This is a genomic window from Blastococcus sp. HT6-30 (assembly GCF_039729015.1).
Taxonomy (GTDB): Bacteria; Actinomycetota; Actinomycetes; order Mycobacteriales; family Geodermatophilaceae; genus Blastococcus.
Genome location: NZ_CP155792.1, coordinates 1,031,230 through 1,053,947, shown reverse-complemented (window position 1 = coordinate 1,053,947; position 22,718 = coordinate 1,031,230). Strand labels below are relative to the sequence as shown.

Here is a 22,718-nt window from a genome sequence, read left to right as displayed (position 1 = left end):
GGAGCCCGGCTCCCCGGGCCCACCGCCCCTGGTCCCCACCGGTCACCTACGCTCGTCGGGATGGCTGCGGGAGAGACGGGTGCGCACCAGGAGGACCACCGCAGCGGCGCCGACGACGTGCTGCGCCGGCTGCGCACCGGCACGGCGGAGGAGCACCAGGCCCTCGAGGACACCCTGGACCTGCTCGATCCGGAGCTCGACCGCGACCGGCTCGCCCAGGTGCTCGGGCTGATGCACGGCTTCTGGGCCGCGGCCGAGGCGGGGCTGGACGGGTGGGCCGCCCGTCGCCCCGCCGACGCCGGGACCGTCGACTGGACCCGCCGGCGCCGGGCCGGGTTGTTCGCCGCGGACCTCGCCGCCCTCGGCGCCCCCGTTCCGGCTGCCGCGCCCGCGCTGCCCCCCGTGGCCGGCACCGACGAGGCGCTGGGCCGGCTCTACGTGCTGGAGGGCTCGACGCTCGGCGGGACGTTCATCGACCGGCACCTGGCCGGCCTGCCCCGCCTGTCCGGCGTACGCATCCGCGCGTTCTCGCCCTACGGACCCGAGACGGGCGCCATGTGGGCGGCCTACCGCCGGGCCACCCGCGAGCACGTGGCGACCGGCGGCGACGTCGAGCGCATCGTCTCCGCCGCCCGGGAGACCTTCGGGGCGCTCGCCGCGTGGTGCCGCCCCGCCGCGCGCGCCCAGGTGGCTCCTGGGTGACCCGCCGTCGAGTTCCTGCTCCCCGAACTGCTGCCCGGCGTGGACCCCGCGCGGCAGCGGGGCCGGTCAGCACGACGAGCGACCGGCTGATCGACCGGCTGCTGCCCGAGGGCACGGAGGACGACGTCGCGCTCGTCGCCGTCTGCCTGCGCCCCCGGGCGAGCTGACCCGGCTGCGCGCTCAGTCAGGCTCGGGCGCGACGAACCGGGGCGTCAGACCGTCGTCGGGGGTACCGCCCTCGGCCGGCAGGGGCGCCTCGTCCTCGGCCGCCCGCACGACCGGGGTGGTCTCCTCCGGGGAACCCGGACCCGCCGCCCGGCCGTCGCGCTCCAGCGCGGCGAGCAGCCGCTCCTCGTCGGGCGCGAGGTCACCCGGGCCGAGGTGACCGCCGGGCCGGCCGGCGTCGGTCCCGGAGGCCATCGCGGTGTCCGGGGTGGGGTCGTCCGGGGCGTTCACGCGGCTGTTCCTCACGATCGATCAGCGGGGGAAGTTGGGCTCGAGCCGGGGCACGATCTGCATCTCGGGGATGAAGGCCGCCGGGTGCAGGAGCAGCAGCGTGCGGATGGCCTCGGCGACCGCCGACGGCGGCATCATCAGGTGCCCGGGGATGCCCCACTGCTCCATCATGGGCGTGTCCATCGCCGCGGGGATGACGCTCTGCACGCGGCACGGGAACGGCCGCTCGCTGCCGTCCTCCTGGCGGGCCGCCTTCTCGCGCAGCTCCCGCTGGATGCATCTGGTGGCATTGAGGAAGCCCGCCTTGGAGCCGTTGTAGGCGATCGCCCCGCTGCCGGAGGTGATGGCCGACAGCGAGACGACGTGCACCACGTCGGCGGTGCGCCCCTCGGGCAGGTGCTGCACCCGCTTCATGAACTCGCTGGTGAGGAAGATCGGGCCCTCGCAGTTGACCGCCTGCACCCGCTGGTAGTCGGCGAGGTCGATGTCGGTGATGTAGCCCGGGCGGTCGATGCCGGCGACGTTGACCAGCACGTCGAACGCCTCACCGTGCCGGTCGAACAGGTCGGCGACGACCGCGCGCCGGCTCTCGTCCCGGGTGACGTCCAGGCCGAGCGCCTCGCCCGAGCCACCGGCGGCGCTCACCCGGGACAGGGTCTCCTCGCTGCCGGCGGCGTCGATGTCGGCGATCACCACGTGCGCACCTGCCTCTGCCAGCGCCAGCGCGGTCGCCCGCCCCAGGCCGCTCGCCGCACCGGTCACCAGTGCGACCCGGCCCTTCAGCGACGTCTCCATGCAGCCCTCCGTCGTCCGCGCGTGCCCGTCGCCGACAGCCTCTCCGAAGATCGACGGGGCCGCAGGTCGGAAGGACCGACCGCGAGGGGCCATCGGGGACGGATCAGACCCGGTGCAGCCCGGCCTCCTCGATCAGCCGGGCCTGCTCCCGGCACCACGGCGACCAGGCGTCCCCCTCGGTCTCCTGGCGACGGCGGAACGCGGCCCAGTCGAGCAGCTCCCACTCCCCCACCTCGCTCGGCTCCGGGGCCGGCTCCCCGGTGAAGCGACCGACGTACACCGGGCAGACCTCGTTCTCCACGACGCCGCGGAACTCCGCCCGGTACCGGTAGCCGGGCAGCGCCGGGCGCACGTCGGCCACCTGCAGGCCCAGCTCGAAATCGGCCCGCCGCGCGATGGCCGCGCCGTCGTCCTCACCCGGGCCCGGATGCCCGCACACGGTGTTGGTCCACATGCCCGGGAAGGTCGCCTTGGCCGCGGCCCGGCGGGTGACCAGCAACCGGCCCCCGTCGTCGAACAGGTAGGCGGAGAACGCCCGGTGCAGCGGCGTCTCACCGTGGTGCACCTGCGGCTTGGGTAGGGTGCCGATCTCCCGCCCGTCGTCGTCGACCAGCACGATGAATTCGACAGGGGGCGCGGTCACCGGCCCATGGTCCCCGATCGGCGCGAGCGCTGCCTCCCCGTGTGCGCGGGAACCGGGCGGGGCAGAGAGGTCGGGTGGACAGCTTCCGCCGCGACGGCCTGACCTTCGACGTCCGGGACGCCGGACCGACCGACGGCGAGCCCGTCGTCCTCCTGCACGGCTTCCCCCAGGACTCGACCGCGTGGGACCGGGTCGCGCCAGCCCTGCACCAGCACGGCCTGCGCACCCTCGCGCCCGACCAGCGCGGCTACTCCCCCATGGCCCGGCCGCGCGGGCGGTCGCACTACCGGCTGCGCGAGACGGCGGACGACGTCCTCGCCCTGCTCGACGCCGCCGGCCTGGAGTCCGCGCACGTCGTGGGGCACGACTGGGGTTGCATCGTCGGCTGGGCGCTGGGCGCCTGGCACCCCGACCGGGTGCGCACGCTGACCGCGCTCTCGGTGCCGCACCCCGGCGCCATGGCCCGCGCCATGGTCACCAGCGACCAGGCGCTGCGCTCGTACTACATGGGCCTGTTCCAGCTGCCCGTCCTGCCCGAGCAGCTCCTGCTCGCCGGCAACGGCGCGGCGCTGCGCCGGATGCTCTCCCACGGCGGTCTCCCCGACGACGCCGTCGACCGCTACGTGCGGCGGATGCGCGAGCCGGGTGCCCTCACCGCGGCCATCAACTGGTACCGCGCCCTGCCGTGGAGCGGGCGGGACCCGGTCGGGAAGGTCCGGGTGCCCACGCTCCACGTCTGGAGCACCCGTGACGCCTTCCTCGGCCGCGCGGCCACGGAGGACACCGGGCGCTTCGTCGACGCCGCGTACCGGCTGGAGGTCCTCGACGACGTGACCCACTGGATCCCCGAGCTCGCCGCCGAGCGCACCGCCGAGCTGGTCACCGCCCACGTCCGCGGCTGATCCCGGGCGATTGCGAGACTGCACGGCATGACCGAGCCGACGTCCCCGCTGACCCGCGCCCAGCGCCTCGACCGGCTGCCCTTCACCAACGAGCACGGTCGGCTGGTCGTCGGCTCCGGGATGGGCTGGGCTCTCGACGCGATGGACGTCGGCCTGATCTCCTTCGTGATGACGGCGCTGATCGCGCAGTGGGGTCTCTCCACCACCGAGGTCTCCTGGATCGGCTCCATCGGCTTCGTCGGCATGGCGATCGGCGCCACCCTGGGCGGTCTGCTGGCCGACCGGTTCGGCCGGCGGCAGGTGTTCGCCCTGACGCTGCTGGTCTTCGGGGTGGCGACGGGGGCCGCGGCGCTGTCCTGGTCGGTCGGGGCGCTGCTGGTGTTCCGGTTCCTCATCGGCCTGGGGCTCGGCGCGGAGCTCCCGGTCGCCTCCACCCTGGTCAGCGAGTTCGCTCCCGCGCGGGTCCGCGGCCGGGTGGTCGTGCTGCTCGAGGCGTTCTGGGCGGTGGGCTGGACGCTGGCCGCCCTCATCGGCTACTTCGTCGTCCCCAGCGGCGACGACGGCTGGCGGTGGGCGCTGGCCATCGGCGCCGTGCCGGCGCTGTACGCGGTCGTGGTCCGGCGGGGGCTGCCGGAGTCGGTGCGCTTCCTGGAGCTGCGCGGCCGCACCGAGGAGGCCGAGGCCGCGGTGCGCCGCTTCGAGCGGGCCGCCGGCGTCGAGCCGGTCGCCTCCCCGGCACCCGAGCCGCCGAGCGCGCCGCCGGGACCCGGTGCCCTGTGGTCCGCCGCGACGCGGCTGCGCACCGCCGCCCTGTGGGTGGTCTGGTTCAGCATCAACTTCTCGTACTACGGCGCCTTCATCTGGCTGCCGACGCTGCTGTTCAACGACGGCTTCTCGCTGGTGAAGTCGTTCCAGTACACGCTGATCATCACGCTGGCCCAGCTCCCCGGGTACGCCGTGGCGGCCTTCCTCATCGAGAAGTGGGGCCGGCGGCCGACGCTGGCCACCTTCCTCGTCGGCTCGGCCGTCGGGGCGGGGTTGTTCGCCACGGCCGACGGCGACACCGCGGTGCTGGTCACCGGCATGGTGCTGTCGTTCTTCAACCTCGGCGCGTGGGGTGCCCTCTACGCGATCACGCCGGAGATCTACCCCACCGCCCTCCGGGCGACCGGCGCCGGGGCCGCCGCCGGGTTCGGCCGGCTGGCCTCGATCGCGGCGCCGCTGAGCGTCCCGCCGCTGATCGCCGCCGGAGGCACCGGCCTGGTCTTCGGCACCTTCGCCGCCTTCTTCCTGCTGGCGGCCCTCGCCACCTGGGGGCTGCCCGAGCTCCGCGGCCGGTCGCTCGAGGCGGCGCCGGAGGCGGCGACGACGGTGGCGCGGCGCCGGTAGGACGCCCCGGCCTGGACCGGCGGGTTGGCGGCAGGCCGGCCGGGTAGCGGCAGGGAATGGCGAAGCTCTCCCCCGGTCACCTCGCCGGTCGCACGGTGGCCGTCACCGGTGCCAGCGGAAACGTCGGCACCGCCCTGCTGCGCCGGCTCACGAACCCCAAGGCCGGGCTGGCGGAGGTGCGCGGGCTGGCCCGGCGGCGGCCGCCGGCGATCGCCCCCTACGACGGCGTGCGCTGGCACCTCGCCGACCTCGGCGAGGCGGCTTCCGAGGCCGAGCTCGCCGAGTTCCTCGACGGCGTCGACGCCGTCGTCCACCTCGCCTGGGCGCTGCAGCCGGGGCGGCAGCCCGACAAGCTGCGCCAGGTGAACGTCGACGGCACCCGGCGGGTGGCCCGCGCGGCTGCCGCGGCCGGCGTCGACCAGTTCGTGCACATGAGCTCGATCGGCGCCTACGCCGGCGGGGCTCGAGGGCAGCGGGTCACCGAGGACTGGCCGACCACGGGCATCCCGAGCGCGCAGTACAGCCGGGACAAGTCCGACGCCGAGCGGGTGGTCCGCGAGGTCCTCGGCCGGCACCGGGACATCACGCTGACCGTCGTCCGCCCCACGCTGGTGCTGCAACCGGAGGCGAGCAGCGAGATCGGCCGCTACTTCCTCGGGCCGCTGCTGTTCGGCGCCGCGCGTATGCTGCCCGGCGCGGTCGCGCGATTGCTGCCGCTCCCCCTGCCCGCGCTGGCGGTCGCGTTCGTCCACGCCGACGACGTCGCCGACGCGATCGAGCGGATGCTCGACCGGCGCGCGCCCGGCCCGTTCAACATCGCCGCCGAACCGCTGATGGACGCCGACGCGCTGGCCCGCGCGCTGGGGACTGTGCGGGTGCCCACCCCGGCCTTCGCCCTGCGCGCCGCGCTGCACGCCGCCTTCACCGCCCACGTGGTGCCCACCGAACCGGGCTGGCTGGACATCGGCACGCAGGCACCGGCGCTGGACACCGGGCGGGCGCGCAAGCTGCTGGACTGGGGCCCGTTCCACACCGGCGACGACGTGCTGCGCCAGTTCGTCGCCGCCCTCGGGAGCGGGACGGGGGCACCCGGCGCGCTGCTCCGCCCGGCCGGCGGGGCCTCGCTCGACCCGGGCGGCGACCCGGCCAACGCGCCGGGCCCGCGGGCCAACTGACTCAGCCGTCGAACGAGGCCCGGGTGCGCCGTACGTGACCTCCCGGGAACGGCGGAGGTCGCACGCCAGCGGCGCACCGGCAGGCCCGGACCGGTGTCAGCTGCGGCTGGTCCAGGCCTCCACGTCGCGCCCGGTGGGCGCGAAGACGTCGGCGGCCCGCTCCGGCCGCAGCGCGACGAACAGCCCCTCGGCCTCGGCCAGCGTCGTCGCCGGGTCGTCGGCGGCGACCAGGCGCGCGGTGGCGGTGGTCCGCCGGCCCTCGGTGGTCGCCAGCTCCGCCGTCGCCACCAGCGACACGCCCAGCTGCACCGGACGCCGGTAGGTGACCGTCAGCGTGGCCGTGAGCCCGCCGCGCCCGGCCGCCCGAACGGCGCGGGCGAGGACGTGGTCGAGGAGCGTCGCCACCACTCCGCCGTGCACGAGCCCGGGCGGCCCCTCGTGCGGCTTGCCGAGGGTCACCCGGCCGGTCGCCCGGCCGTCCGGGGTGCTCGACGCCTCCATCGGCGGGGCCACGGGGTTGCCCGGCCCGTAGACCGGGCTGTACCAGCGCTCCCCGGTGGCGGGGTCGTCGACCGAGGGGATGTCGTGCAGCCCCCGGCCGTCGGCGCGCAGCCGCCCGGCGAGCTGCCGCACGGCGCCCGCCACGTCCGCGAGCTCCGCCATCGGCACCTCGGTGAGCACCGCGGCGTCGACCAGCTCGCGCAGCGCGGAGCCGAGGTCCCCGACGGCGCCCCGCCGGACGTCGCGCTCCGCGGTGGAGAGCTCCGGCCGCTCAGCCACGTGCCATGCCGGCCTCACGCAGCAGCGCACCGCCGACGATCACCCGCTGCACCTCGCTGGTGCCCTCGTAGAGGCGGAAGAGGCGGGCGTCGCGGTAGAAGCGCTCCACCGGCGTCGTCCGCAGGTAGCCCATGCCGCCGTGCACCTGCACCGCCTTGTCGACGGCGCGGCCGACCATCTCGGTGCAGAAGAGCTTGGCCGACGACGGGCCGACGGAGGTGTCCTCGCCGGAGTCGTAGCGGGCGGCGACGTCGCGCACCATGCTGCGGCCGGCGAGCAGCTCGGCGTGCATGTCGGCGAGCATCGCCTGCACCAGCTGGAAGCGGCCGATCGGCGCGCCACCCTGCTTGGCGGTGGCCGCGTAGGCGACCGACTCGTCGAGCACCCGCTGGGCCATGCCGACGCAGAGCGCGGCGATGTGCAGCCGGCCGCGGGAGAGCACGGTGAGGGCCTTGGCGTACCCCCGGCCCTCCTCCCCCACCAGCGCATCGGCGGGCACCCGCACGTCGTCGAAGAACACCTCGCTGGTCCAGGCGCCGGCCTGGCCCATCTTCTTGTCCTTGGGGCCCACGGTGACGCCGGGCGTGGCGGTCTCGACGACGAAGCTGGAGATGCCGCGGCCGCCCCGCTCCGCCGGGTCGGTGCGGGCGAAGACGACGAACAGGTCGGCGATCGGCGCGTTGGTGATGTAGCGCTTGCTGCCGTTGATGACCCAGTCGTCGCCGTCGCGGCGGGCGGACGTCCGCAGGGCGGAGGGGTCGGAGCCGGCCTCGGCCTCGGTGAGGGCGAAGGACCCGATCAGCTCACCGGCGGAGAGCCCCGGCAGATACTTCTTCTTCTGCTCGTCGCTGCCGAACCGGGCGATCACCTGACCGGAGATGCCGTTGTTCGTGCCGAACAGGGAGCGGAACGCCGGCGTCGTGTAGCCGAACTCCATGGCGAGCTCGACGTCCTCGCTCATGGTGACGCCGAGGCCGCCGTGCTCCTCGGGCAGCGCGTAGCCGAACAGGCCCATCTCCGCGGCCTGCGCGCGCAGGTCGTCGGGGATGCGGTCCTCGTCCTCGATCTGCTCCTCGCGGGGCACGACCGATTCGCGGATCAGCTGGCGAACGGCGTCCTTGACCTGACGGAAGTCCTCGGCATCCACGACGACATGGTGAACCCCCGGTCGCAGCGGTCGCGACCGGGGGTTCGGCGGGCTGCAGCGCCGGCCCGGAGGATCCCCGCTGCCGCTCGCGCAACGGCTCGTCGCCCGTCGGGACGGCACCTGGCGGCGGTGTCGTCCGGCGGACGACTATGCGATCGCGTCGAGGCGGGTCATGTCCTCGTCGGAGAGCGTCAGCCGCGCGGCGCCGAGGTTCTCGGTGAGGTGGTCGACCGACTTGGTGCCCGGGATCGGGAGGATGACCGGCGACTTCCGCAGCAGCCAGGCCAGCGCCACCTGCGACGGCGTGGCATCCAGCTCGCGGGCGATGTCGGCGACCGGGCTGTCCGGCGCGGCGAGGTCCCCGGTGGCGATCGGGAACCACGGGATGAAGGCGATTCCCTCGCCGGTGGCGTAGTCCAGGACGTCCTGGCTCTGCCGGTTGGTGAGGTTGTAGAGGTTCTGCACGCTGACGATCTCGGTGATGCCGCGGGCTGCCTCCAGCTCCTCGACCGACACCTCGGAGACGCCGATGTGCCGGACCTTGCCCTGCTCCTTGAGCTCGGCGAAGGCGCCGAGCTGGTCGGCCAGCGGAACCTCGGCGTCGATGCGGTGCAGCTGGATCAGGTCGATGCGGTCGACCTTCAGGTGCCGCAGCGAGAGCTCGACCTGCTGCTTGAGGTAGGCCGGGCGGCCGACCGGCGTCCAGATGCCGGGGCCCTGGCGGGTCAGCCCGGCCTTGGTCGCGATGACGAGGTGCTCCGGATAGGGATGCAGCGCCTCGGCGATGATCTGCTCGCTGACCTCGGGGCCGTAGGAGTCGGCGGTGTCGATGAAGTCGACGCCCTGCTCGACGGCGGCCTGCACCACGCGGATCGCGGCGGCGCGGTCGGCCGGCTCGCCCCAGACGCCCGGGCCGGGCAGCTGCATGGCTCCGTAGCCGAGCCGGTGGACGGGGAGGTCGCCGCCGATGCTGAACGTGTCGCTGAGCTGTGCAGTGGTCATGCCGGTGGCCAGCGCGGCCACCCCCGAGCGTGTTCCCGGGCAGGCGTGTTCGATGGACCGGTGGGCGAGATCGTGGTGCTGCGGCACGGGCAGACGGAGTGGAGCCGGACCGGCCAGCACACCGGGACGACCGACCTCCCGCTGCTGCCCGAGGGCGAGGAGCAGGCCCGCGGGCTGCGCGCGGTCCTCGCCGGGCGGCAGTTCGTCGAGGTCCGGGTCAGCCCGCTGGTGCGCGCGCGGCGCACGGCCGAGCTGGCCGGGCTGCCGGCCACCGACGTCGACCCCGACCTGGTGGAGATCGACTACGGCGGCTACGAGGGGCGCACCACCGCCGAGATCAGCGAGGAGCTGGGCCGCGAGTGGTCGATCTGGCGGGACGGCACCGCCACCGCGGCGATGCCCGGCGAGGCGCTGGACGACGTCGGCCGGCGGGTCGACCGGGTCCTCGACCGCGCCCGCGCACGGCTCGGCGAGGGCGACGTCGCCCTGGTCGCGCACGGGCACGTGCTGCGCGTGCTCACGGCCCGGTGGCTGGGGCTCGCCCCCGAGGCCGGTGCGCTGTTCGCCCTCCCCGCCGGGCGCTACGGCGTCCTCGGCCACGAGCACGGACGCCCGGTGCTCACCGGCTGGGCACTGGGCTGACCGCAGCGGCTCAGCGGACGCGTTCCACCGGCTGCCAGCGGCCCTCGGGCTCCTCCGCCGGCAGCTCGGGCCGGACCGGCCGGCCGAACAGCCAGCCCTGCCCCAGATCGGCGCCGAGCGCGGTGACCTCCTCGGCCAGCTGCTCGGTCTCGACGCCCTCGGCGACGACCACCGCGCCGAGCTGGTGGGCCAGGTCGGTGACCGCCTTCAGCACGGTGCGGGCGCCGTCGTCGGGCAGCTCCTGCACCAGCCGCTTGTCCAGCTTCACCAGCTCCGGGCGCACGGCGCCCAGCAGCGACAGGCTCGACCAGCCGGCGCCGACGTCGTCCAGCGCCACCCGCCACCCCAGCGAGCGGTAGTGCTCCAGCACCGACACCAGGTGCCCGCGGTCGGCGATGGCGTGCGACTCCACCACCTCGAACACCAGCTGGTGCGGCTCCACCCCCGTCTCGTGGGCGACCCGCTCGGTGCTGGCCAGGCACACCTGCGGGCGGTAGATCGAGGTCGGGTCGGAGTTGATGAACAGGTCGTGGTCGCCCAGCCACGGCACCGCACCGGTGATGGCCGACTCGCGGCCGATGCGGTCCAGACGGTCCAGCCACCCCGCGGACTCGGCCACGAAGAACAGGTCACCGCCGCCCACCTCGCGGCCGTCGACGAGGCCGCGCAGCAGCGCCTCGTGGGCGACGACCGAGCGGTCGGCCAGCGACACGATCGGCTGGTAGACCGACCAGAACTCGGCCTCGGCCAGGACGCCGACCTCGACGGTGACCCCGCGCCGGGCCAGCTCGACGGCGAGGGTGGGCGCGGTGAGCAGGCGGGCGGTGCGCGTGGTCCCGTCGACCGGCGGGTCGGTGGCCACCCGGACCGCCTCGGTCTCGGCCGCGGTCAGCTCGCGGGCCAGCCGCTGGAACAGCCGCTCGAGCCCCCGGCCGCCGCGTTCGTCGACGACGTCGACCAGCTGGGGCGCGGAGTGGACGGTGAGACCGAGGGCCTTGGCCGTCCGGGCGACGTGCGGGAGGACATGCCCGATCGAGGTGGCCAGCAGGGCGCGGCTCGCCCGGCCGGGCACGTCCCAGTTCTGGCGGCACCCGCAGACGCCGCCGCAGATGGTTCCCACGGAACGAGGGTGACCTACCGGCACGGAGGCGCGGGACAGGCGCGCGGCGGTATCCCAACCCACTTCCGGGGGTAGCGCCAGGAGGCCGCCAGCCGGTTCACAACTTGAGTGTCTAAGGTTTGCCCATGGCCGCTCTCCCCACCGCTGACGTCGACCGCCCCAGCCGCGGCGGCCGGCCCCGCGACCCCAGCCGGGACGGCGTGATCCGCGCCGCGATCCTCCGGTTGCTGGCCGACGTGGGCTACGGGGCGCTGACCATGGACGCGGTCGCGGCGGAAGCCGGGGTCGGCAAGGCGACGATCTACCGGCGTTGGCGCACCAAGCAGGACCTGGTCGTCGACACGATCTCCGACCTGAACCGCGACGTGGCGACCAGCCCCGACACCGGTTCCCTCGAGGGTGACCTGCGGGAGATCATGCACACCCTGGTGGGTGTCGTGAACGGCCCGACGGGCGCGGCGACCCTCTCGCTGCTGTCCACCGTGCCGCGCCACCCGGCGCTGGCGGACGCGTTCGAGAACGGGCCGCTCGCCGTCTGGCGGGAGTCCTTCGACCAGGTCTGGAAGAACGCCGAGGCCCGCGGGGACATCACCCCGTCCTTCCGTACCTCGGTGGCCGCCGAGGCGATCAGCGCCCTGCTGGTGCAGCGCTGGCTGCTGACGCACCGCCCCGTCGACGATGCCTTCGCCGACGAGGTGCTGGACACCGTCGTGCTGCCGCTGGTGCGCGCCCAGGCCTGAGCCTCGCTCACCAGCCGAGGGTGCCGGGCCCGCCCTGACGGGCCCGGTCCACCTCGGCTGGGTGGAACGCGAGGGCCGAGCGCAGGTGCTCGTGGCCGGCGCCGGGTCCCCGTAGGACCAGGCCACCCCGGATACCGCCGGCCCGGTCGCGGCGCTCCGCGTCAGTCCTTGCGGTGCCGGACCTTCTGGACCAGGACGAGCGTGACCAGCAGCCCGACGGCGCCGATCGTGGCCTTGCCCGCCGGGGTCTGCAGGAACCGCTGCACGGCATCCCTGCCCTGCGCCTTCAGGCGGGTCGGGCTGCTCCGGTAGGCGATCTGGTCCAGGGTGGCGGCCAGCGACTCGCGGGCCGCATCGATCTCGAGCTGGATCTGTCGTGGGTCGCGGGGCACGGCGACAGCCTGCCAGACGCGACGCAGGTCAGCTCAGTGACGGTCCTGCCGGGCACCCGACCGGGGTGCTCCTAGACTCCGGAGCCACGCGGGAGTGGTGTAACGGCAGCCACGCCAGACTTAGGATCTGGTGCCTTCGGGCGTGGGGGTTCGACTCCCCCCTCCCGCACGATCCGGCGCGGACGTCAGAACGCGCTGAGGAGCAGGCCGAGACCCAGCCCGGCCATGACGACGGCGATGGCGGCGTCGAGGACCCGCCAGGCCGCCGGGCGGGCGAACAGCGGCCGGAGCAGGCGCGCGCCGTAGCCGAGCGCGCTGAACCACAGCAGGCTGCCGACGACGGCGCCCGTGGCGAACCACCACCGGCCGCCATCGTGGCTGTCGGCCACCGAGCCGAGCAGGAGCACGGTGTCCAGGTACACGTGCGGGTTGAGCCAGGTCAGGGCCACGCACGTCAGCACGGTGGCCAGCAGCCCGTTGCGGGTGCCGCCGCCGGCGTCGACGGCGAACGAGGACGGGCGCAGCGCCCGGCGGGCCGCCAGCGCGGCGTAGCCGAGCAGGAAGGCGGCGCCGCCCAGGCGGATGGCGGTGATGGCGTCGGGCAGGCGGGCGCTGAGCCAGGAGTTGCCGGCCACCCCGAGGAGGATGAGGACCGCGTCGGAGACCGCGCACACCGCCACGACCACGGTCACGTGCTCCATGCGCAGGCCCTGCCGGAGCACGAAGGCGTTCTGCGCCCCGATGGCCACGATCAGCGAGAGGCCCATCCCGAGCCCGGTCACTGCGGCCAGCAGTCCTGTCGTCACGGAACCCACGCTAGGAGCGGGCCTCCGGACAGTCCAACTCATCTTTGTCATCGTGCATTAGCGTTGCTTCATGGACGTCGACCTGGGGCAGCTCCGGACACTGGTCGCCGTGATCGACGAGGGTTCCCTCGAGGCGGCCGCACGACGGCTGCACGTCACCCCGTCCGCGGTCTCCCAGCGCCTGCGCGCCCTGGAGGTGGCTGCCGGTCGGGTCCTGGTGCAGCGCGGACGGCCGGCCACCGTCACCGCCGCCGGCGAGCCGGTGCTGCGACTGGCCCGCCAGGTGGGGCTGCTCGTCGACGACACCAGCCGGCAGCTGGACCCGGTCTCCCCCGGCCGCACACCGGTGGTGCCGATCGCGGTCAACGCCGACTCGCTGGCCACCTGGGTCCTGCCGGCGCTGGCGCCGCTGGCCGGCGAGCTCCGCTTCGACCTGCACAGCTCCGACCAGACGCACACCAGCGCGCTGCTGCGGGCGGGCACGGTGATGGGGGCGGTCACCTCCGACGCGGAGCCGGTGGCCGGCTGCCGGGTGACGCCGCTCGGCCGGATGAGCTACCTGCCCTGCGCCGCGCCCGTCTTCATCGACCGCTGGTTCCCGGACGGCCCCGACGCCGCCGCCCTGCAGCGGGCGCCCGTGGTCGTGTTCGACCGCCGCGACGACCTCCAGCACGCCTACCTGCGCCGGCACCTCCCGGCGGCGGACCCGCCGATCCACTACGTCCCCTCCTCGGCGGACTTCGTCACCGCCGTCGCGCTCGGCTTCGGCTGGGGCATGCTGCCGGAGCTCCAGTGCGCCGACGACCGCTCCGCACCGTCCACTGGGGACGGCCCCGGGGTTCCGTCGTTCGACCCGGCCGGTGCCGTCGACGTCGACCTCTACTGGCAGCAGTGGCGGCTGGAGGCCGGCCCGCTCGACCGGGTCGCCCGCGCGCTGGTCGACGCCGCGCGCACCCGGCTCCACCGGTCGCAGTAGGAGCCCTCGGCCCGGCACCTCCCCCTGCGCGCCCGGTATCAGTCGAGCTCGACCCGCAGGTCCAGCACGGCCGACGGCGCGGTCGGGTCGTCGTCGTCCACCACGGCGAGCAGCCGGACGACGCCATCCCCGACGTCCCGCAGGGCGAGCCCCTCGACCTTGTGCACGTGCCCGCCGACCTCCGGGATCTGCGCCACCGCCACCACGGTGTCCCCCTCCACGAGGGCCAGCGCGGTGGCCACCACCGGCCCATCGTCCACGGCGTTCGGGGTGTCCTCGGCGGCGGCGCTGAGCAGCACCCGGCCGTCGGGGAGCGCGACCGCGTCGGTGATCGCCAGGCCCACTCCTTCGACCTCGCCGAGCTCGTACTCCTGCGGCCGGTCCACCGGCACGTCGGCCGGCTCCCCCCGGCCCAGGATGGCGGCGACCAGCGCCTCCAGCGGGACGTCCACGCCGGCCGAGCGGACGCCCGCCCGCAGGTTGCCGCGGTTGAACCACCGGATCACGTCCCCGGAGCGGCTCGCGCCCTCGAGGTTGACCGCATCCATCGGCAGGCCCAGCCGCTCGGCCACCCGCTCGTAGAGCGCGGTCAACTCGGCGGACCGGACGACCGGCTCCCCCTCCTCCAGCCGCACGACCACCCCGCGCATGCGACGCGGCGAGGAGCCGGACCCGAGCAGCAGCGCCGCGGGTTCACCGTCCACCTCGGCGGGGCAGGCGACCTCCAGATCCGGCTTGAGGTGCTTGGTGCCCTCGGACTCCCGGAACACGTCGAGCCCGTCGACCGGCGGCAGCACCCGCAGCCGGGTGACCGTGTCCGGCCGGCACCAGGCGGCGAACGTGCCGTCGTCCTGCACCACCAGCCAGCCGTCGCCGAGCGGCCCCACCCCGGAGGCCGCGGTGACGGGCGTCCCGTCGTCGAAGCGCAGCGCCCTGGTGCCGTCCACGAAGACCCGCATCGCTGCGGTGTGCCCGCGTCGCCCGCCGCTCACGCCCCGGCATCAGCAACGGCCCGGGCCGTCAGCCGGGATGCGGTGCGGTCAGGTCCAGAGGACGGCGATGAAGACGTTCAGGACCGCCAGCGCACCAGTGGAGTGGAAGAAGGGCAGCGGCGACTTCGGGGCGGCCCGGCCGGCATCGGCGGCCTTCTGCTTGCGTGCGGCCAGGAACACCGTGACCACGGCGAGGACGGTGACGACGAGCTTGACGCCGATCTTCACGTGGTCGACCGCGAGGTCGTCGGCCTCCCGCACCCCCACGAGGGCCAGGCCGGTGACCAGCTGGGTGAGCGCGCCGATCTGCATGAGCTTCGTGTCGAAGTGCGACTTCCGGCTCACCTGGAACAGGAACGGGCCGATGATCAGGGACAGCCCGATGATGTGGGCGACGACGAGCAGAAGGCGCACGAGCTCCATGGCCAGCAGGCTAACGAGCAGCCGGCCGTGCACCGCGTCACAGCTCGGCTGCACCCGGTTCCCCGGTACACCCACCCGGGTGTCGCCGGCCCCCGGCCCTCGAGCCAGGAGCCCCGGCGGCCGATCAGGCACCCATGACCTCGAGCGCCACCCCCACCACGACCCGGCCGCCCGCCGCCATGGTGCGCGCCGCCGCCGTCCACTCCCCCGCCACCGCGGCCTCCCGCGGCCGGCACCGCGCCCCGGAGCTCGGCAGCGAGGCGCAGGTGGCCGACGACGAGCAGCTGCACCGGCGCGGCCGGCACGCCGAGCCCGAGGAGGCCGAGGAGGCCGACTCCCCGGACCGGCCGCGGTTCAGCCGGCGACGCGACTGAGCGGGACCGTCAGCGCCCGCCCAGCACCTCGGCGAGGACGGGCACGAGCGCGGCGAACGCCTGTCCCCGGTGGCTGCGGGCGTCCTTCTCCGCCGGCGTGAGCTCGGCGGAGGTCTGCGCCAGGCCGACCGGCACGAAGACGGGGTCGTACCCGAAGCCGTTGCTCCCCCGCTTCTCCCGGACGACCGTGCCGCGCCACTCCCGCTCGAGCACGTGCTCCGTGCCGTCCGGGGTGACCAGCGCCGCCGCGCACACGAACGCCGCCCCCCGCCGCTCGTCCGGGACGTCGGCCAGCTGCCCCAGCAGGAGAGCGGTGTTGGCGTCGTCGTCCCCGTGCCGGCCGGCCCAGCGCGCCGAGAGCACCCCTGGCATCCCGTTGAGCGCGTCGACGGCGAGCCCCGAGTCGTCGGCCACCGCGGGCAGGCCCGTGTACCGCACCGCCTCGCGCGCCTTGAGCAGCGCGTTGTCGGCGAACGTCGCACCGGTCTCCGGCGCCTCGGGGTACTCCTCGACGTCGCGCAGACCCACGACCTCCACCCCGGGCACCGCGCTCTCCAACAGCCGTTGCAGCTCGGCGAGCTTGCCGGCGTTGCGGGTGGCCAGCAGCAGCCGGGTGCTCACCGGGCCAGCGCCTCGGTCTGGATGCGGGTGAGCTCGGCGCAGCCGGCCACCGCGAGGTCCAGCAGCGCGTCGAGGGTCGGCCGGTCGAGCACCGCGCCCTCGGCCGTGCCCTGCACCTCGACGAAGCCGCCGTCGCCGGTGCACACCACGTTCATGTCGGTGCCGGCGCGCACGTCCTCCTCGTAGGGCAGGTCCAGCCGCGGCTCGCCGTCGATCACGCCCACGCTCACCGCGGCGACCGACTGCACGATGGCCTTCGGGCGGGCCAGCTTCTTGCGCTCGCCCAGCCACGAGACGGCGTCGGCCAGGGCCACGTAGGCCCCGGTGATGGCCGCCGTCCGCGTGCCTCCGTCGGCCTGCAGGACGTCGCAGTCGATGGCGATGCTGTTCTCCCCCAGCGCGCCGAGGTCGACGGCGGCGCGCAGCGAGCGGCCGATCAGCCGGCTTATCTCGTGCGTGCGGCCGCCGATCTTGCCGCGCACCGACTCGCGGTCGCTGCGGGTGTGGGTGGCGCGCGGCAGCATCGAGTACTCGGCGGTCACCCACCCAAGACCCGAGCCCTTGCGCCAGCGCGGCACGCCCTCGGCGACGCTGGCGGCGCACAGCACCCGGGTGCGGCCGAACTCCACGAGCACCGAGCCCTCGGCGTGGTCGAGCCAGTTGCGGGTGATGGTCACCGGACGGAGCTGGTCGGCCGCACGGCCGTCGGGGCGGGTCACGGACACCGAGGGTAGTGCTCGCGCGCCGTCACCCCGCCGCGGCGTCCGTCGTCGGGCGACGGCCCCGCGCCGACGACGGCCGGCGCCGGTCCACCGCACGTCGAACCGGTCCACCGGGCAGGATCACCCTCATGAGATCGGAGCTGCGCGCCGTCCGGACCGGGGGCGTCCCCGTCGTCGTCGACCTGACCGACGACTGCGCCGAGTTCGTGCAGTCGGAGGGCGACGGCCTGCTGCACGTGTTCGTGCCGCACGCCACCGCCGGGCTGGCGATCCTGGAGACCGGCTCGGGCAGCGACGACGACCTGCTGGCCCAGCTGGACGAGCTGCTGCCCCGGGATGACCGCTGGCGACACCGGCACGGCAGCCCCGGGCACGGCCGCGACCACGTGCTCCCCGCCTTCGTGCCGCCGCACGCCAGCGTGCCCGTGCTCGAGGGGCGGCTGATGCTCGGCACCTGGCAGCGGATCTGCCTGGTGGACACCAACACCGACAACCACCAGCGGCAGGTGCGCTTCTCGTTCGTGGCCGGGTGAGGCCCCCGCCCCCTTGTGAGGGCGGCGCCGGGACACGGCAGGATGCGCGGCATGACCGAGACCGACGCCGCCCCCGTCCGCCTGACCGTCGGCGACCCGGCGCCGGAGTTCACGCTGCCCGATGCCGACGGCAATCCCGTGTCGCTGGCCTCCTACCGCGGCCGGCGCGTGATCGTCTACTGCTACCCGGCCGCGCTGACGCCTGGCTGCACCACCCAGGCGGTCGACTTCACCGCCGCCGCCGGCGACCTCGCCGAGGCGGGGCTGGACATCATCGGCATCTCGCCCGACCCGGTGGAGAAGCTGGCCCGGTTCCGGGAGAAGGAGGGCCTGCGGATCACGCTGGTCTCCGACCCCGACAAGCAGGTCATGCAGGCCTACGGCGCCTACGGGACCAAGAAGCTCTACGGCAAGGAGGTCGTCGGGGTCATCCGGTCGACCTTCGTGATCGACGCCGAGGGCCGTGTCGAGCGCGCCTCCTACAACGTCAAGGCGACCGGGCACGTCGCCAAGCTGCGCCGGGACCTCGGCCTGGACTGAGCAGCCTCACGCGCGCCAGCTGCCCGGCCGCGGCTGGCACTCCGGCGGGCAGGGCCAGCCCGGCTCCCACGGGAAGCTGCCACCCGGGTGCGCCCAGGTGAGCTGGTAGGCGGGCACCGAGTACTCGTCGGGGCGCTGGTAGAAGCGGTTGGCGCTGAACAGCACCTCTCCGGGGTTGGGCAGCTCCTCCACCGTGAGCAGCCCCGCCCCGCCGTCGGTGATCACCTCGCCGGGCACCAGGTTCCGGCCCCCGAGGACCAGACCGGCCACGTCGTCCAGGACGGCGCAGGCGGTCCCGTGGCCGACTCCCACCACGACGAGCTCGGGGTGGCCGACCCCGAACAGGCCGACGGTGTAGCCGAACGGGGGCTCGTCGGACTCCTCGCCGCGCATCACGTACTGCACGGCGACCCGGTGGGCGCGGACCGTCTGCGCCAGCCGGCTGTCCTCCTGGTCCAGCCACGCGAGGGTCTGCGGATCGATCGTCATGCCGCACAGCGTGCGGCCGGGTACCGACAGCCGGCCCCGCAGTCGGGCCACCTGTGGACGACGCCTCCGGCTGGGGAGAGGACCGTCAGGCCGTCTCGAGGCCGAAGACGCTGAGCACCAGCGCGTCGAGGACCGTGGTGGCGGCCTCGAGGTCGGGCGCCCGTACGGCCGCCGCCGCGCCTTCCAGAACCCGGTTCCTCGGCCCGTCAGCCACTCCCGGCGGCCCGGCGGGCACGTGCTCGCCGTCGGCCCTCGTGCATCGCCTGCACCCGCGCGACCGGGATCGAACGGCCCTCGGCGACCAGGTCGGCCGGCAGCTCCTGGGGTGCGGGCAGCAGCGCCGACCAGTCCCCCAGCCGCTCCGCTCCCGTCGTCACGGTGACGTCGCCCGGACGCACCGCGTCCAGGTCGGTCCAGTCGACCGGCGCGGACACGGGCAGCCCGGGCCGCACGCGCGGGCTGTAGGCGGCGACGACCGTGCCCGTCCCGGACCGGGTGGAGTCGACGAAGACCCGACCTCCGCGCTCCTCCTTGAGGAAGGCCGTCGTCGCGATGTCGACATCCAGCTGCGCCGCCCGCTGGGCCAGCGCCCGCGTGGCCGCGGCGACGTCGTCCACCGGCGAGCCGTGCACCGGCACGACGACGTGCAGCCCCGAGGAGCCACTGGTCTTCACCGCGCCGGCCAGGCCGACCTCCTCGAGCGCCTGCCGCGCCAGCCGGGCGACCGCCACGACGGCGGAGAAGTCGGCGCCGTCGGGCGGGTCGAGGTCGAGCACGAGGCCGGTTGGCTCGTGCGAGCCGACCGGGAGGAAGGGTACGTGGAACTCGACCGCGCGCTGGTTGGCCAGCCAGAGCAGGGTGCGGCGGTCGTCGCAGAGCACCTGGTGCACCTCCCGGTGCGCCGACTCCGCCCACACCGGCACGGTCCGCACCCAATCGGGGGCCCTGGCCACGTTGCGCTGCATGAACGGCACCTGGCCCGGGCGGACGCGCATCACCGACAGCGGCCGGCCCGCGAGCAGCGGGACCAGCCGGTCGGCCACCGCGTCCAGGTGGTCCACCAGCGCCCGTTTGGTCACCCCCAGCCCGTCCCCGAGGGGAGAGTCCAGGCTGCTCAGCGGCACACCGTCGCGTTCCTCGTCGGCCACGCCGCTCACGCTGCCCGGCCGCCCAAGTCACGGCAACCGTTCGTCGCCCGGCCGGGCGGCGCGGAGCCGTGGACGGCCGGACGGCTGCTCGTGCGAGGACCGGTCGCCGGGCGCCGATCAGCTACAGCTCGTAGACCGCTCCCGGACGCACCAGCTCGGTCTCGGGGAACACCGAGCTGGCCGCCAACAGCTGCCCGATGTGGTCGACCCAGGCGGGGATGTGCGTGAGCAGCAGCCGCCCGACCTCCGCATCGGCGGCGTGCTGCGCGGCCTGCCGACCGGTGAGGTGCAGGCCCGGCGGCTGCTCCGGGAGGTCGTCGGGGTGGGCCGCCTCGGCGAGCAGCACGTCGGCCCCTCGCGCCAGCCCGACCACCCGGTCGCACGGGCCGGTGTCGCCGGTGTAGACCAGCGAGCGACCGCCGGCGGTGAGCCGGATGGCGTAGGTCTCGATGGGATGGGCCGTGCGGGCCAGCGCCACCTCGAACGGGCCGATGGTGAGCGTTCCGGGGCCGACCGGGACGAAGTCGAAGACGTCGGTGAGCCCGTCGCCGTCGAAGTCGTAGGCGAGGGCCAGCCGGCGTTCGGCGCCCACCGGTGCGTACAGCGGCACCAGCGAGCCGGGCGAGCGGCCCGAGTAGCGGTGCCACACCACGAACGGGGCGACGTCGAGGCAGTGGTCGGCGTGCAGGTGCGAGAGGAAGACCGCGTCGACGCTGCCCGGGTCGATCAGCCCCTGCAGGGCGCCGAAGGAGCCGTTGCCGAGGTCGACCACCAACCGGAAGCCGTCGTGCTCGACCAGGTAGCAGGAGGCGGGCGAGTCGGGCCCGGGGCCGCTTCCGCAGCAGCCCACGACGGTGAGCCTCACGCGGCCCCCACCCGTCCGGCACCGAGGACCGCACCGACCTCGGGGCCGAGGAACCGGCGCCCCAGCCGGGCGAAGGGCTCGGGGTCGCCGGTGGCGAGGAAGACGTGCTGCGGCGGCGCGGCGCCGGGGTCGCGGAGCAGATCGGCGCGGGTGAGCACCCGGTAGACGTCCTTGGCGGTCTCCTCGGCGCTGGATACCAGGGTCACGCCGTCGCCCAGGACGACCGACAGCACGCCGGTGAGCAGCGGGTAGTGGGTGCAGCCCAGGACGACGGTGTCCACGCCGGCTGCCAGCAGCGGGTCGAGGTAGGACTGCGCCAGGCCCAGGAGCTGCCGGCCGCTGGTGACCCCCCGCTCGACGAAGTCGACGAAGCTCGGGCACGCCGCCGAGGTGACCGACACGTGCGGCGCGGCGGCGAACGCATCGTCGTAGGCGCCGCTGGTGACGGTCGCCTGGGTGCCGATGACGCCGATCCGGCCGTTGCGGGTGGCGGCGATGGCCCGGCGCGCGGCAGGGAGGATCACCTCCACGACCGGGACGTCGTACCGCTCGCGGGCGTCACGCAGCGAGGCGGCGCTGGCCGAGTTGCAGGCGACGACGAGCATCTTGACCCCGCTCTCGACGAGTTCGTCCATCACCGCGAGGGAGTGCCGGCGCACCTCGGCGATGGGCAGCGGGCCGTACGGGCCGTTCGCGGTGTCCCCGATGTAGCGGACCGCCTCGCCGGGCAACTGGTCGAGCACCGCACGGGCGACGGTGAGCCCGCCGACCCCTGAGTCGAAGATGCCGATCGGTGCGTCGGCTCCGGGCTGGGTCACCATGACGCCGGTCAGGCTAGCCCGCGACTCCGACACCCGCGGCCGGCCCCGTCCCGAGGCTCGCCGCGAGCGTGCGGGCGGTGAGGAGACGGGGCCCTCCTGCTAGGCCCAGAGCTGACCCTCGAGCGCCGAGGTGGCCTCCTCGAGGGTGCCCGCGTAGGCGCCGGTGGAGAGGTACTTCCAGCCGCCGTCGCACACGATGAAGACGATGTCGGCCGACCGGCCCGCCGCGACCTCCTTGTCGGCGATGCCGAGGGCCGCGTGCAGGATCGCGCCGGTGGAGATGCCCGCGAAGACGCCCTCGCGCTCCACCAGCTGGCGGGTGCGGTGGATCGCGTCCTCCGGGCCCACGGAGAACCGCGAGTCCAGCAGCGAGGCGTCGTAGAGCTCGGGGATGAAACCCTCGTCGATGTTGCGCAGCCCGTAGACCAGCTCCCCGTAGCGCGGCTCCGCGGCGATCACCTGCACACCGGGCTTGTGCTCGCGCAGGTACCGGGAGACGCCCATCAGCGTGCCGGTGGTGCCCAGGCCCGCGACGAAGTGGGTGATCGACGGCAGATCGGCGAGGATCTCCGGGCCGGTGCCCTCGTAGTGCGCGAGCGCGTTCGCCGGGTTGCCGTACTGGTAGAGCATCACCCAGTCGTCGTGCTCGGCCGCGAGCTCCTTGGCGACGGCGACGGCCTGGTTGGAGCCGCCGGCGGCCGGAGAGGAGATGATCCGGGCGCCGTACATCTCCAGCAGCTGGCGGCGCTCCACCGAGGTGTTCTCCGGCATCACGCAGATGAGCTCGTAGCCGCGCTGGCGGGCCACCATGGCCAGCGAGATGCCGGTGTTGCCGCTGGTCGGCTCGAGGATCGTCGAGCCGGGCCGCAGCAGCCCCTCCTTCTCGGCGGCCTCGATCATCCTGATCGCGGCGCGGTCCTTGATGGAGCCGGTGGGGTTGTGGTCCTCGAGCTTGGCCCACAGGCGCACGTCCGAGGTCGGCGAGAGGTTCGGCAGCCCCACCAGCGGGGTGCCGCCGAGCGAGTCGACGAGGGAGGCGAAGCGGGCCATGGCAACTCTTCCGGGATGCGGGGCGGGCGAACGGGGAGCGCAGCAGCCGCTCAGCAGCCGCCCGCGACCGCCGGGAGGATCGTCACCGAGTCGCCGTCCTTGACCTGGGTGTCCAGGGCGCCGGTGAAGCGCACGTCCTCGTCGTTGACGTAGACGTTGACGAAGCGGTGCAGCTTGCCCTCCTCGGTGACGAGGCGGTTCTTCAGACCCGAGTGCTTGCTGTCGAGGTCGTCGATGAGTGCGGCCAGGGTGTCCCCGCTGCCCTCGACGGTCTTGTCGCCGCCGGTGTGGGTGCGCAGGATGGTCGGGATCCGGACCTCGATGGCCATGGCGTGATTCTCCTCGGGACGTGGATGTGGGGGCGCTGCGCGAGGCAGCAGTGGTGCGTCTGATCCGGGCAACGCCCGACGGCCGCGCGGGATTCCGGCCCCGTTCAGGGACCCGCGCCGAGCCTGCGAGGCGTGGGGGGAACG

At 74.6% G+C, this 22,718-nt stretch carries 31 protein-coding genes and 1 tRNA gene; 12 read left to right on the top strand and 20 right to left on the bottom strand.

What is annotated here, in order from left to right:
* The first annotated feature begins 60 nt into the window (after positions 1-60).
* Together ABC795_RS05035 and ABC795_RS05030 are read left to right on the top strand one after the other, a co-directional pair.
* On the top strand, positions 61-702 hold the full coding sequence (locus ABC795_RS05035; protein ID WP_347059817.1) for a biliverdin-producing heme oxygenase: 642 nt from the start codon (positions 61-63) through the stop codon (positions 700-702).
* Positions 699-869 carry a hypothetical protein gene (locus ABC795_RS05030; protein ID WP_347059816.1) on the top strand — a complete coding sequence of 57 codons (171 nt, stop codon included), beginning with the start codon at positions 699-701 and terminating at the stop codon, positions 867-869. Before ABC795_RS05035 ends, ABC795_RS05030 begins: the two co-directional genes overlap by 4 nt.
* A 13-nt stretch (positions 870-882) precedes the next feature.
* On the opposite strand, the gene ABC795_RS05025 is transcribed toward ABC795_RS05030, so the two are convergent.
* The 3 genes from ABC795_RS05025 to idi form a co-directional block, all read right to left on the bottom strand.
* Entirely contained in the window at positions 883-1,158 is a 276-nt protein-coding gene (locus tag ABC795_RS05025) for a hypothetical protein (protein WP_347059815.1), read from the bottom strand.
* Between the two features lie 21 nt (positions 1,159-1,179).
* Positions 1,180-1,953, bottom strand: coding sequence for an SDR family oxidoreductase (locus ABC795_RS05020; protein ID WP_347059814.1), 774 nt, complete (start codon positions 1,951-1,953; stop codon positions 1,180-1,182).
* Between the two features lie 103 nt (positions 1,954-2,056).
* Positions 2,057-2,596 carry an isopentenyl-diphosphate Delta-isomerase gene (idi, locus tag ABC795_RS05015; RefSeq protein ID WP_347059812.1) on the bottom strand — a complete coding sequence of 180 codons (540 nt, stop codon included), beginning with the start codon at positions 2,594-2,596 and terminating at the stop codon, positions 2,057-2,059.
* A gap of 74 nt (positions 2,597-2,670) precedes the next feature.
* On the opposite strand from idi, the gene ABC795_RS05010 reads away from it, so the two are divergent.
* From ABC795_RS05010 to ABC795_RS05000, 3 genes are read left to right on the top strand one after another with little or no spacing between them, the layout of a single operon-like run.
* The gene (locus tag ABC795_RS05010) at positions 2,671-3,498 is read left to right on the top strand and encodes an alpha/beta fold hydrolase (RefSeq protein WP_347059811.1); all 828 of its coding nucleotides are present in this window, start codon (positions 2,671-2,673) and stop codon (positions 3,496-3,498) included.
* A 27-nt stretch (positions 3,499-3,525) separates the two neighbouring features.
* Positions 3,526-4,887 (top strand): MFS transporter, encoded by a 1,362-nt coding sequence (locus ABC795_RS05005; protein ID WP_347059810.1) that lies wholly within the window; start codon positions 3,526-3,528, stop codon positions 4,885-4,887.
* Positions 4,888-4,943: 56 nt separating this feature from the next.
* Positions 4,944-6,062 (top strand): NAD-dependent epimerase/dehydratase family protein, encoded by a 1,119-nt coding sequence (locus ABC795_RS05000; RefSeq protein ID WP_347059809.1) that lies wholly within the window; start codon positions 4,944-4,946, stop codon positions 6,060-6,062.
* A gap of 96 nt (positions 6,063-6,158) precedes the next feature.
* On the opposite strand, the gene ABC795_RS04995 is transcribed toward ABC795_RS05000, so the two are convergent.
* The 3 genes from ABC795_RS04995 to ABC795_RS04985 all read right to left on the bottom strand — a co-directional run bounded on the left by ABC795_RS04995 (position 6,159) and on the right by ABC795_RS04985 (position 8,991).
* Positions 6,159-6,842, bottom strand: coding sequence for a PaaI family thioesterase (locus tag ABC795_RS04995; RefSeq protein ID WP_347059808.1), 684 nt, complete (start codon positions 6,840-6,842; stop codon positions 6,159-6,161).
* On the bottom strand, positions 6,835-7,989 hold the full coding sequence (locus ABC795_RS04990) for an acyl-CoA dehydrogenase family protein (RefSeq protein WP_347059807.1): 1,155 nt from the start codon (positions 7,987-7,989) through the stop codon (positions 6,835-6,837). The genes ABC795_RS04995 and ABC795_RS04990 overlap by 8 nt, the downstream gene beginning before the upstream one ends.
* Positions 7,990-8,136: 147 nt before the next feature.
* Positions 8,137-8,991: an aldo/keto reductase gene (locus ABC795_RS04985; RefSeq protein ID WP_347059806.1), complete on the bottom strand. Its 855-nt coding sequence runs from the start codon at positions 8,989-8,991 to the stop codon at positions 8,137-8,139.
* Positions 8,992-9,051: 60 nt separating this feature from the next.
* Between ABC795_RS04985 and ABC795_RS04980 the strand changes: the two genes are divergently transcribed.
* Positions 9,052-9,633, top strand: a complete 582-nt coding sequence (locus ABC795_RS04980; protein ID WP_347059805.1) for a histidine phosphatase family protein — start codon at positions 9,052-9,054, stop codon at positions 9,631-9,633.
* Between the two features lie 10 nt (positions 9,634-9,643).
* On the opposite strand, the gene ABC795_RS04975 is transcribed toward ABC795_RS04980, so the two are convergent.
* The gene (locus ABC795_RS04975) at positions 9,644-10,753 is read right to left on the bottom strand and encodes an EAL domain-containing protein (protein WP_347059804.1); all 1,110 of its coding nucleotides are present in this window, start codon (positions 10,751-10,753) and stop codon (positions 9,644-9,646) included.
* Positions 10,754-10,878: 125 nt separating this feature from the next.
* Between ABC795_RS04975 and ABC795_RS04970 the strand changes: the two genes are divergently transcribed.
* On the top strand, positions 10,879-11,493 hold the full coding sequence (locus tag ABC795_RS04970; RefSeq protein ID WP_347059803.1) for a TetR/AcrR family transcriptional regulator: 615 nt from the start codon (positions 10,879-10,881) through the stop codon (positions 11,491-11,493).
* Positions 11,494-11,654: 161 nt separating this feature from the next.
* Here ABC795_RS04970 and ABC795_RS04965 read toward each other — a convergent pair whose 3' ends face one another.
* A complete protein-coding gene (locus tag ABC795_RS04965) occupies positions 11,655-11,885 on the bottom strand; it encodes a DUF3618 domain-containing protein (protein WP_347059802.1) in 231 nt (76 codons plus the stop codon).
* An 88-nt stretch (positions 11,886-11,973) separates the two neighbouring features.
* Here ABC795_RS04965 and ABC795_RS04960 point away from each other — a divergent pair.
* Positions 11,974-12,054: transfer RNA gene (locus tag ABC795_RS04960), tRNA-Leu, on the top strand.
* A 16-nt stretch (positions 12,055-12,070) separates the two neighbouring features.
* On the opposite strand, the gene ABC795_RS04955 is transcribed toward ABC795_RS04960, so the two are convergent.
* Positions 12,071-12,691: a LysE family transporter gene (locus ABC795_RS04955; protein ID WP_347059801.1), complete on the bottom strand. Its 621-nt coding sequence runs from the start codon at positions 12,689-12,691 to the stop codon at positions 12,071-12,073.
* Between the two features lie 70 nt (positions 12,692-12,761).
* On the opposite strand from ABC795_RS04955, the gene ABC795_RS04950 reads away from it, so the two are divergent.
* Positions 12,762-13,667: a LysR family transcriptional regulator ArgP gene (locus tag ABC795_RS04950; protein ID WP_347059800.1), complete on the top strand. Its 906-nt coding sequence runs from the start codon at positions 12,762-12,764 to the stop codon at positions 13,665-13,667.
* A 38-nt stretch (positions 13,668-13,705) separates the two neighbouring features.
* Here ABC795_RS04950 and ABC795_RS04945 read toward each other — a convergent pair whose 3' ends face one another.
* Both ABC795_RS04945 and ABC795_RS04940 read right to left on the bottom strand, forming a co-directional pair.
* Positions 13,706-14,626, bottom strand: a complete 921-nt coding sequence (locus ABC795_RS04945) for a hypothetical protein (RefSeq protein ID WP_347059799.1) — start codon at positions 14,624-14,626, stop codon at positions 13,706-13,708.
* Positions 14,627-14,707: 81 nt separating this feature from the next.
* Positions 14,708-15,082 carry a hypothetical protein gene (locus tag ABC795_RS04940; protein ID WP_347059798.1) on the bottom strand — a complete coding sequence of 125 codons (375 nt, stop codon included), beginning with the start codon at positions 15,080-15,082 and terminating at the stop codon, positions 14,708-14,710.
* A gap of 134 nt (positions 15,083-15,216) precedes the next feature.
* On the opposite strand from ABC795_RS04940, the gene ABC795_RS04935 reads away from it, so the two are divergent.
* On the top strand, positions 15,217-15,456 hold the full coding sequence (locus ABC795_RS04935) for a hypothetical protein (RefSeq protein WP_347059797.1): 240 nt from the start codon (positions 15,217-15,219) through the stop codon (positions 15,454-15,456).
* A gap of 9 nt (positions 15,457-15,465) precedes the next feature.
* On the opposite strand, the gene rdgB is transcribed toward ABC795_RS04935, so the two are convergent.
* On the bottom strand, positions 15,466-16,077 hold the full coding sequence (gene rdgB, locus ABC795_RS04930; protein ID WP_347059796.1) for an RdgB/HAM1 family non-canonical purine NTP pyrophosphatase: 612 nt from the start codon (positions 16,075-16,077) through the stop codon (positions 15,466-15,468).
* Positions 16,074-16,796 carry a ribonuclease PH gene (gene rph / locus ABC795_RS04925; protein WP_347059795.1) on the bottom strand — a complete coding sequence of 241 codons (723 nt, stop codon included), beginning with the start codon at positions 16,794-16,796 and terminating at the stop codon, positions 16,074-16,076. Before rph ends, rdgB begins: the two co-directional genes overlap by 4 nt.
* A 131-nt stretch (positions 16,797-16,927) precedes the next feature.
* On the opposite strand from rph, the gene ABC795_RS04920 reads away from it, so the two are divergent.
* Both ABC795_RS04920 and bcp read left to right on the top strand, forming a co-directional pair.
* Complete coding sequence (locus tag ABC795_RS04920) at positions 16,928-17,332, top strand: YjbQ family protein (RefSeq protein ID WP_347059794.1); 405 nt, start codon at positions 16,928-16,930, stop codon at positions 17,330-17,332.
* A 51-nt stretch (positions 17,333-17,383) separates the two neighbouring features.
* Entirely contained in the window at positions 17,384-17,872 is a 489-nt protein-coding gene (bcp, locus tag ABC795_RS04915; RefSeq protein WP_347059793.1) for a thioredoxin-dependent thiol peroxidase, read from the top strand.
* A gap of 6 nt (positions 17,873-17,878) precedes the next feature.
* Here the strand turns inward: bcp and ABC795_RS04910 are convergent, their stop codons facing one another.
* The 7 genes from ABC795_RS04910 to ABC795_RS04880 form a co-directional block, all read right to left on the bottom strand.
* Entirely contained in the window at positions 17,879-18,361 is a 483-nt protein-coding gene (locus ABC795_RS04910) for a DUF4262 domain-containing protein (RefSeq protein ID WP_347059792.1), read from the bottom strand.
* 85 nt (positions 18,362-18,446) lie between these two features.
* Positions 18,447-18,575 (bottom strand): hypothetical protein, encoded by a 129-nt coding sequence (locus tag ABC795_RS04905; RefSeq protein WP_347059791.1) that lies wholly within the window; start codon positions 18,573-18,575, stop codon positions 18,447-18,449.
* Positions 18,568-19,509 carry an ATP-dependent DNA ligase gene (locus tag ABC795_RS04900; protein ID WP_347059790.1) on the bottom strand — a complete coding sequence of 314 codons (942 nt, stop codon included), beginning with the start codon at positions 19,507-19,509 and terminating at the stop codon, positions 18,568-18,570. Before ABC795_RS04900 ends, ABC795_RS04905 begins: the two co-directional genes overlap by 8 nt.
* 121 nt (positions 19,510-19,630) lie before the next feature.
* Positions 19,631-20,374 carry an MBL fold metallo-hydrolase gene (locus tag ABC795_RS04895; protein WP_347059789.1) on the bottom strand — a complete coding sequence of 248 codons (744 nt, stop codon included), beginning with the start codon at positions 20,372-20,374 and terminating at the stop codon, positions 19,631-19,633.
* Complete coding sequence (gene murI / locus ABC795_RS04890; protein ID WP_347059788.1) at positions 20,371-21,195, bottom strand: glutamate racemase; 825 nt, start codon at positions 21,193-21,195, stop codon at positions 20,371-20,373. Before murI ends, ABC795_RS04895 begins: the two co-directional genes overlap by 4 nt.
* A 99-nt stretch (positions 21,196-21,294) precedes the next feature.
* Positions 21,295-22,245, bottom strand: a complete 951-nt coding sequence (locus ABC795_RS04885; RefSeq protein WP_347059787.1) for a cysteine synthase — start codon at positions 22,243-22,245, stop codon at positions 21,295-21,297.
* Between the two features lie 50 nt (positions 22,246-22,295).
* Complete coding sequence (locus ABC795_RS04880; RefSeq protein ID WP_347059786.1) at positions 22,296-22,574, bottom strand: MoaD/ThiS family protein; 279 nt, start codon at positions 22,572-22,574, stop codon at positions 22,296-22,298.
* Positions 22,575-22,718 lie beyond the last annotated feature (144 nt).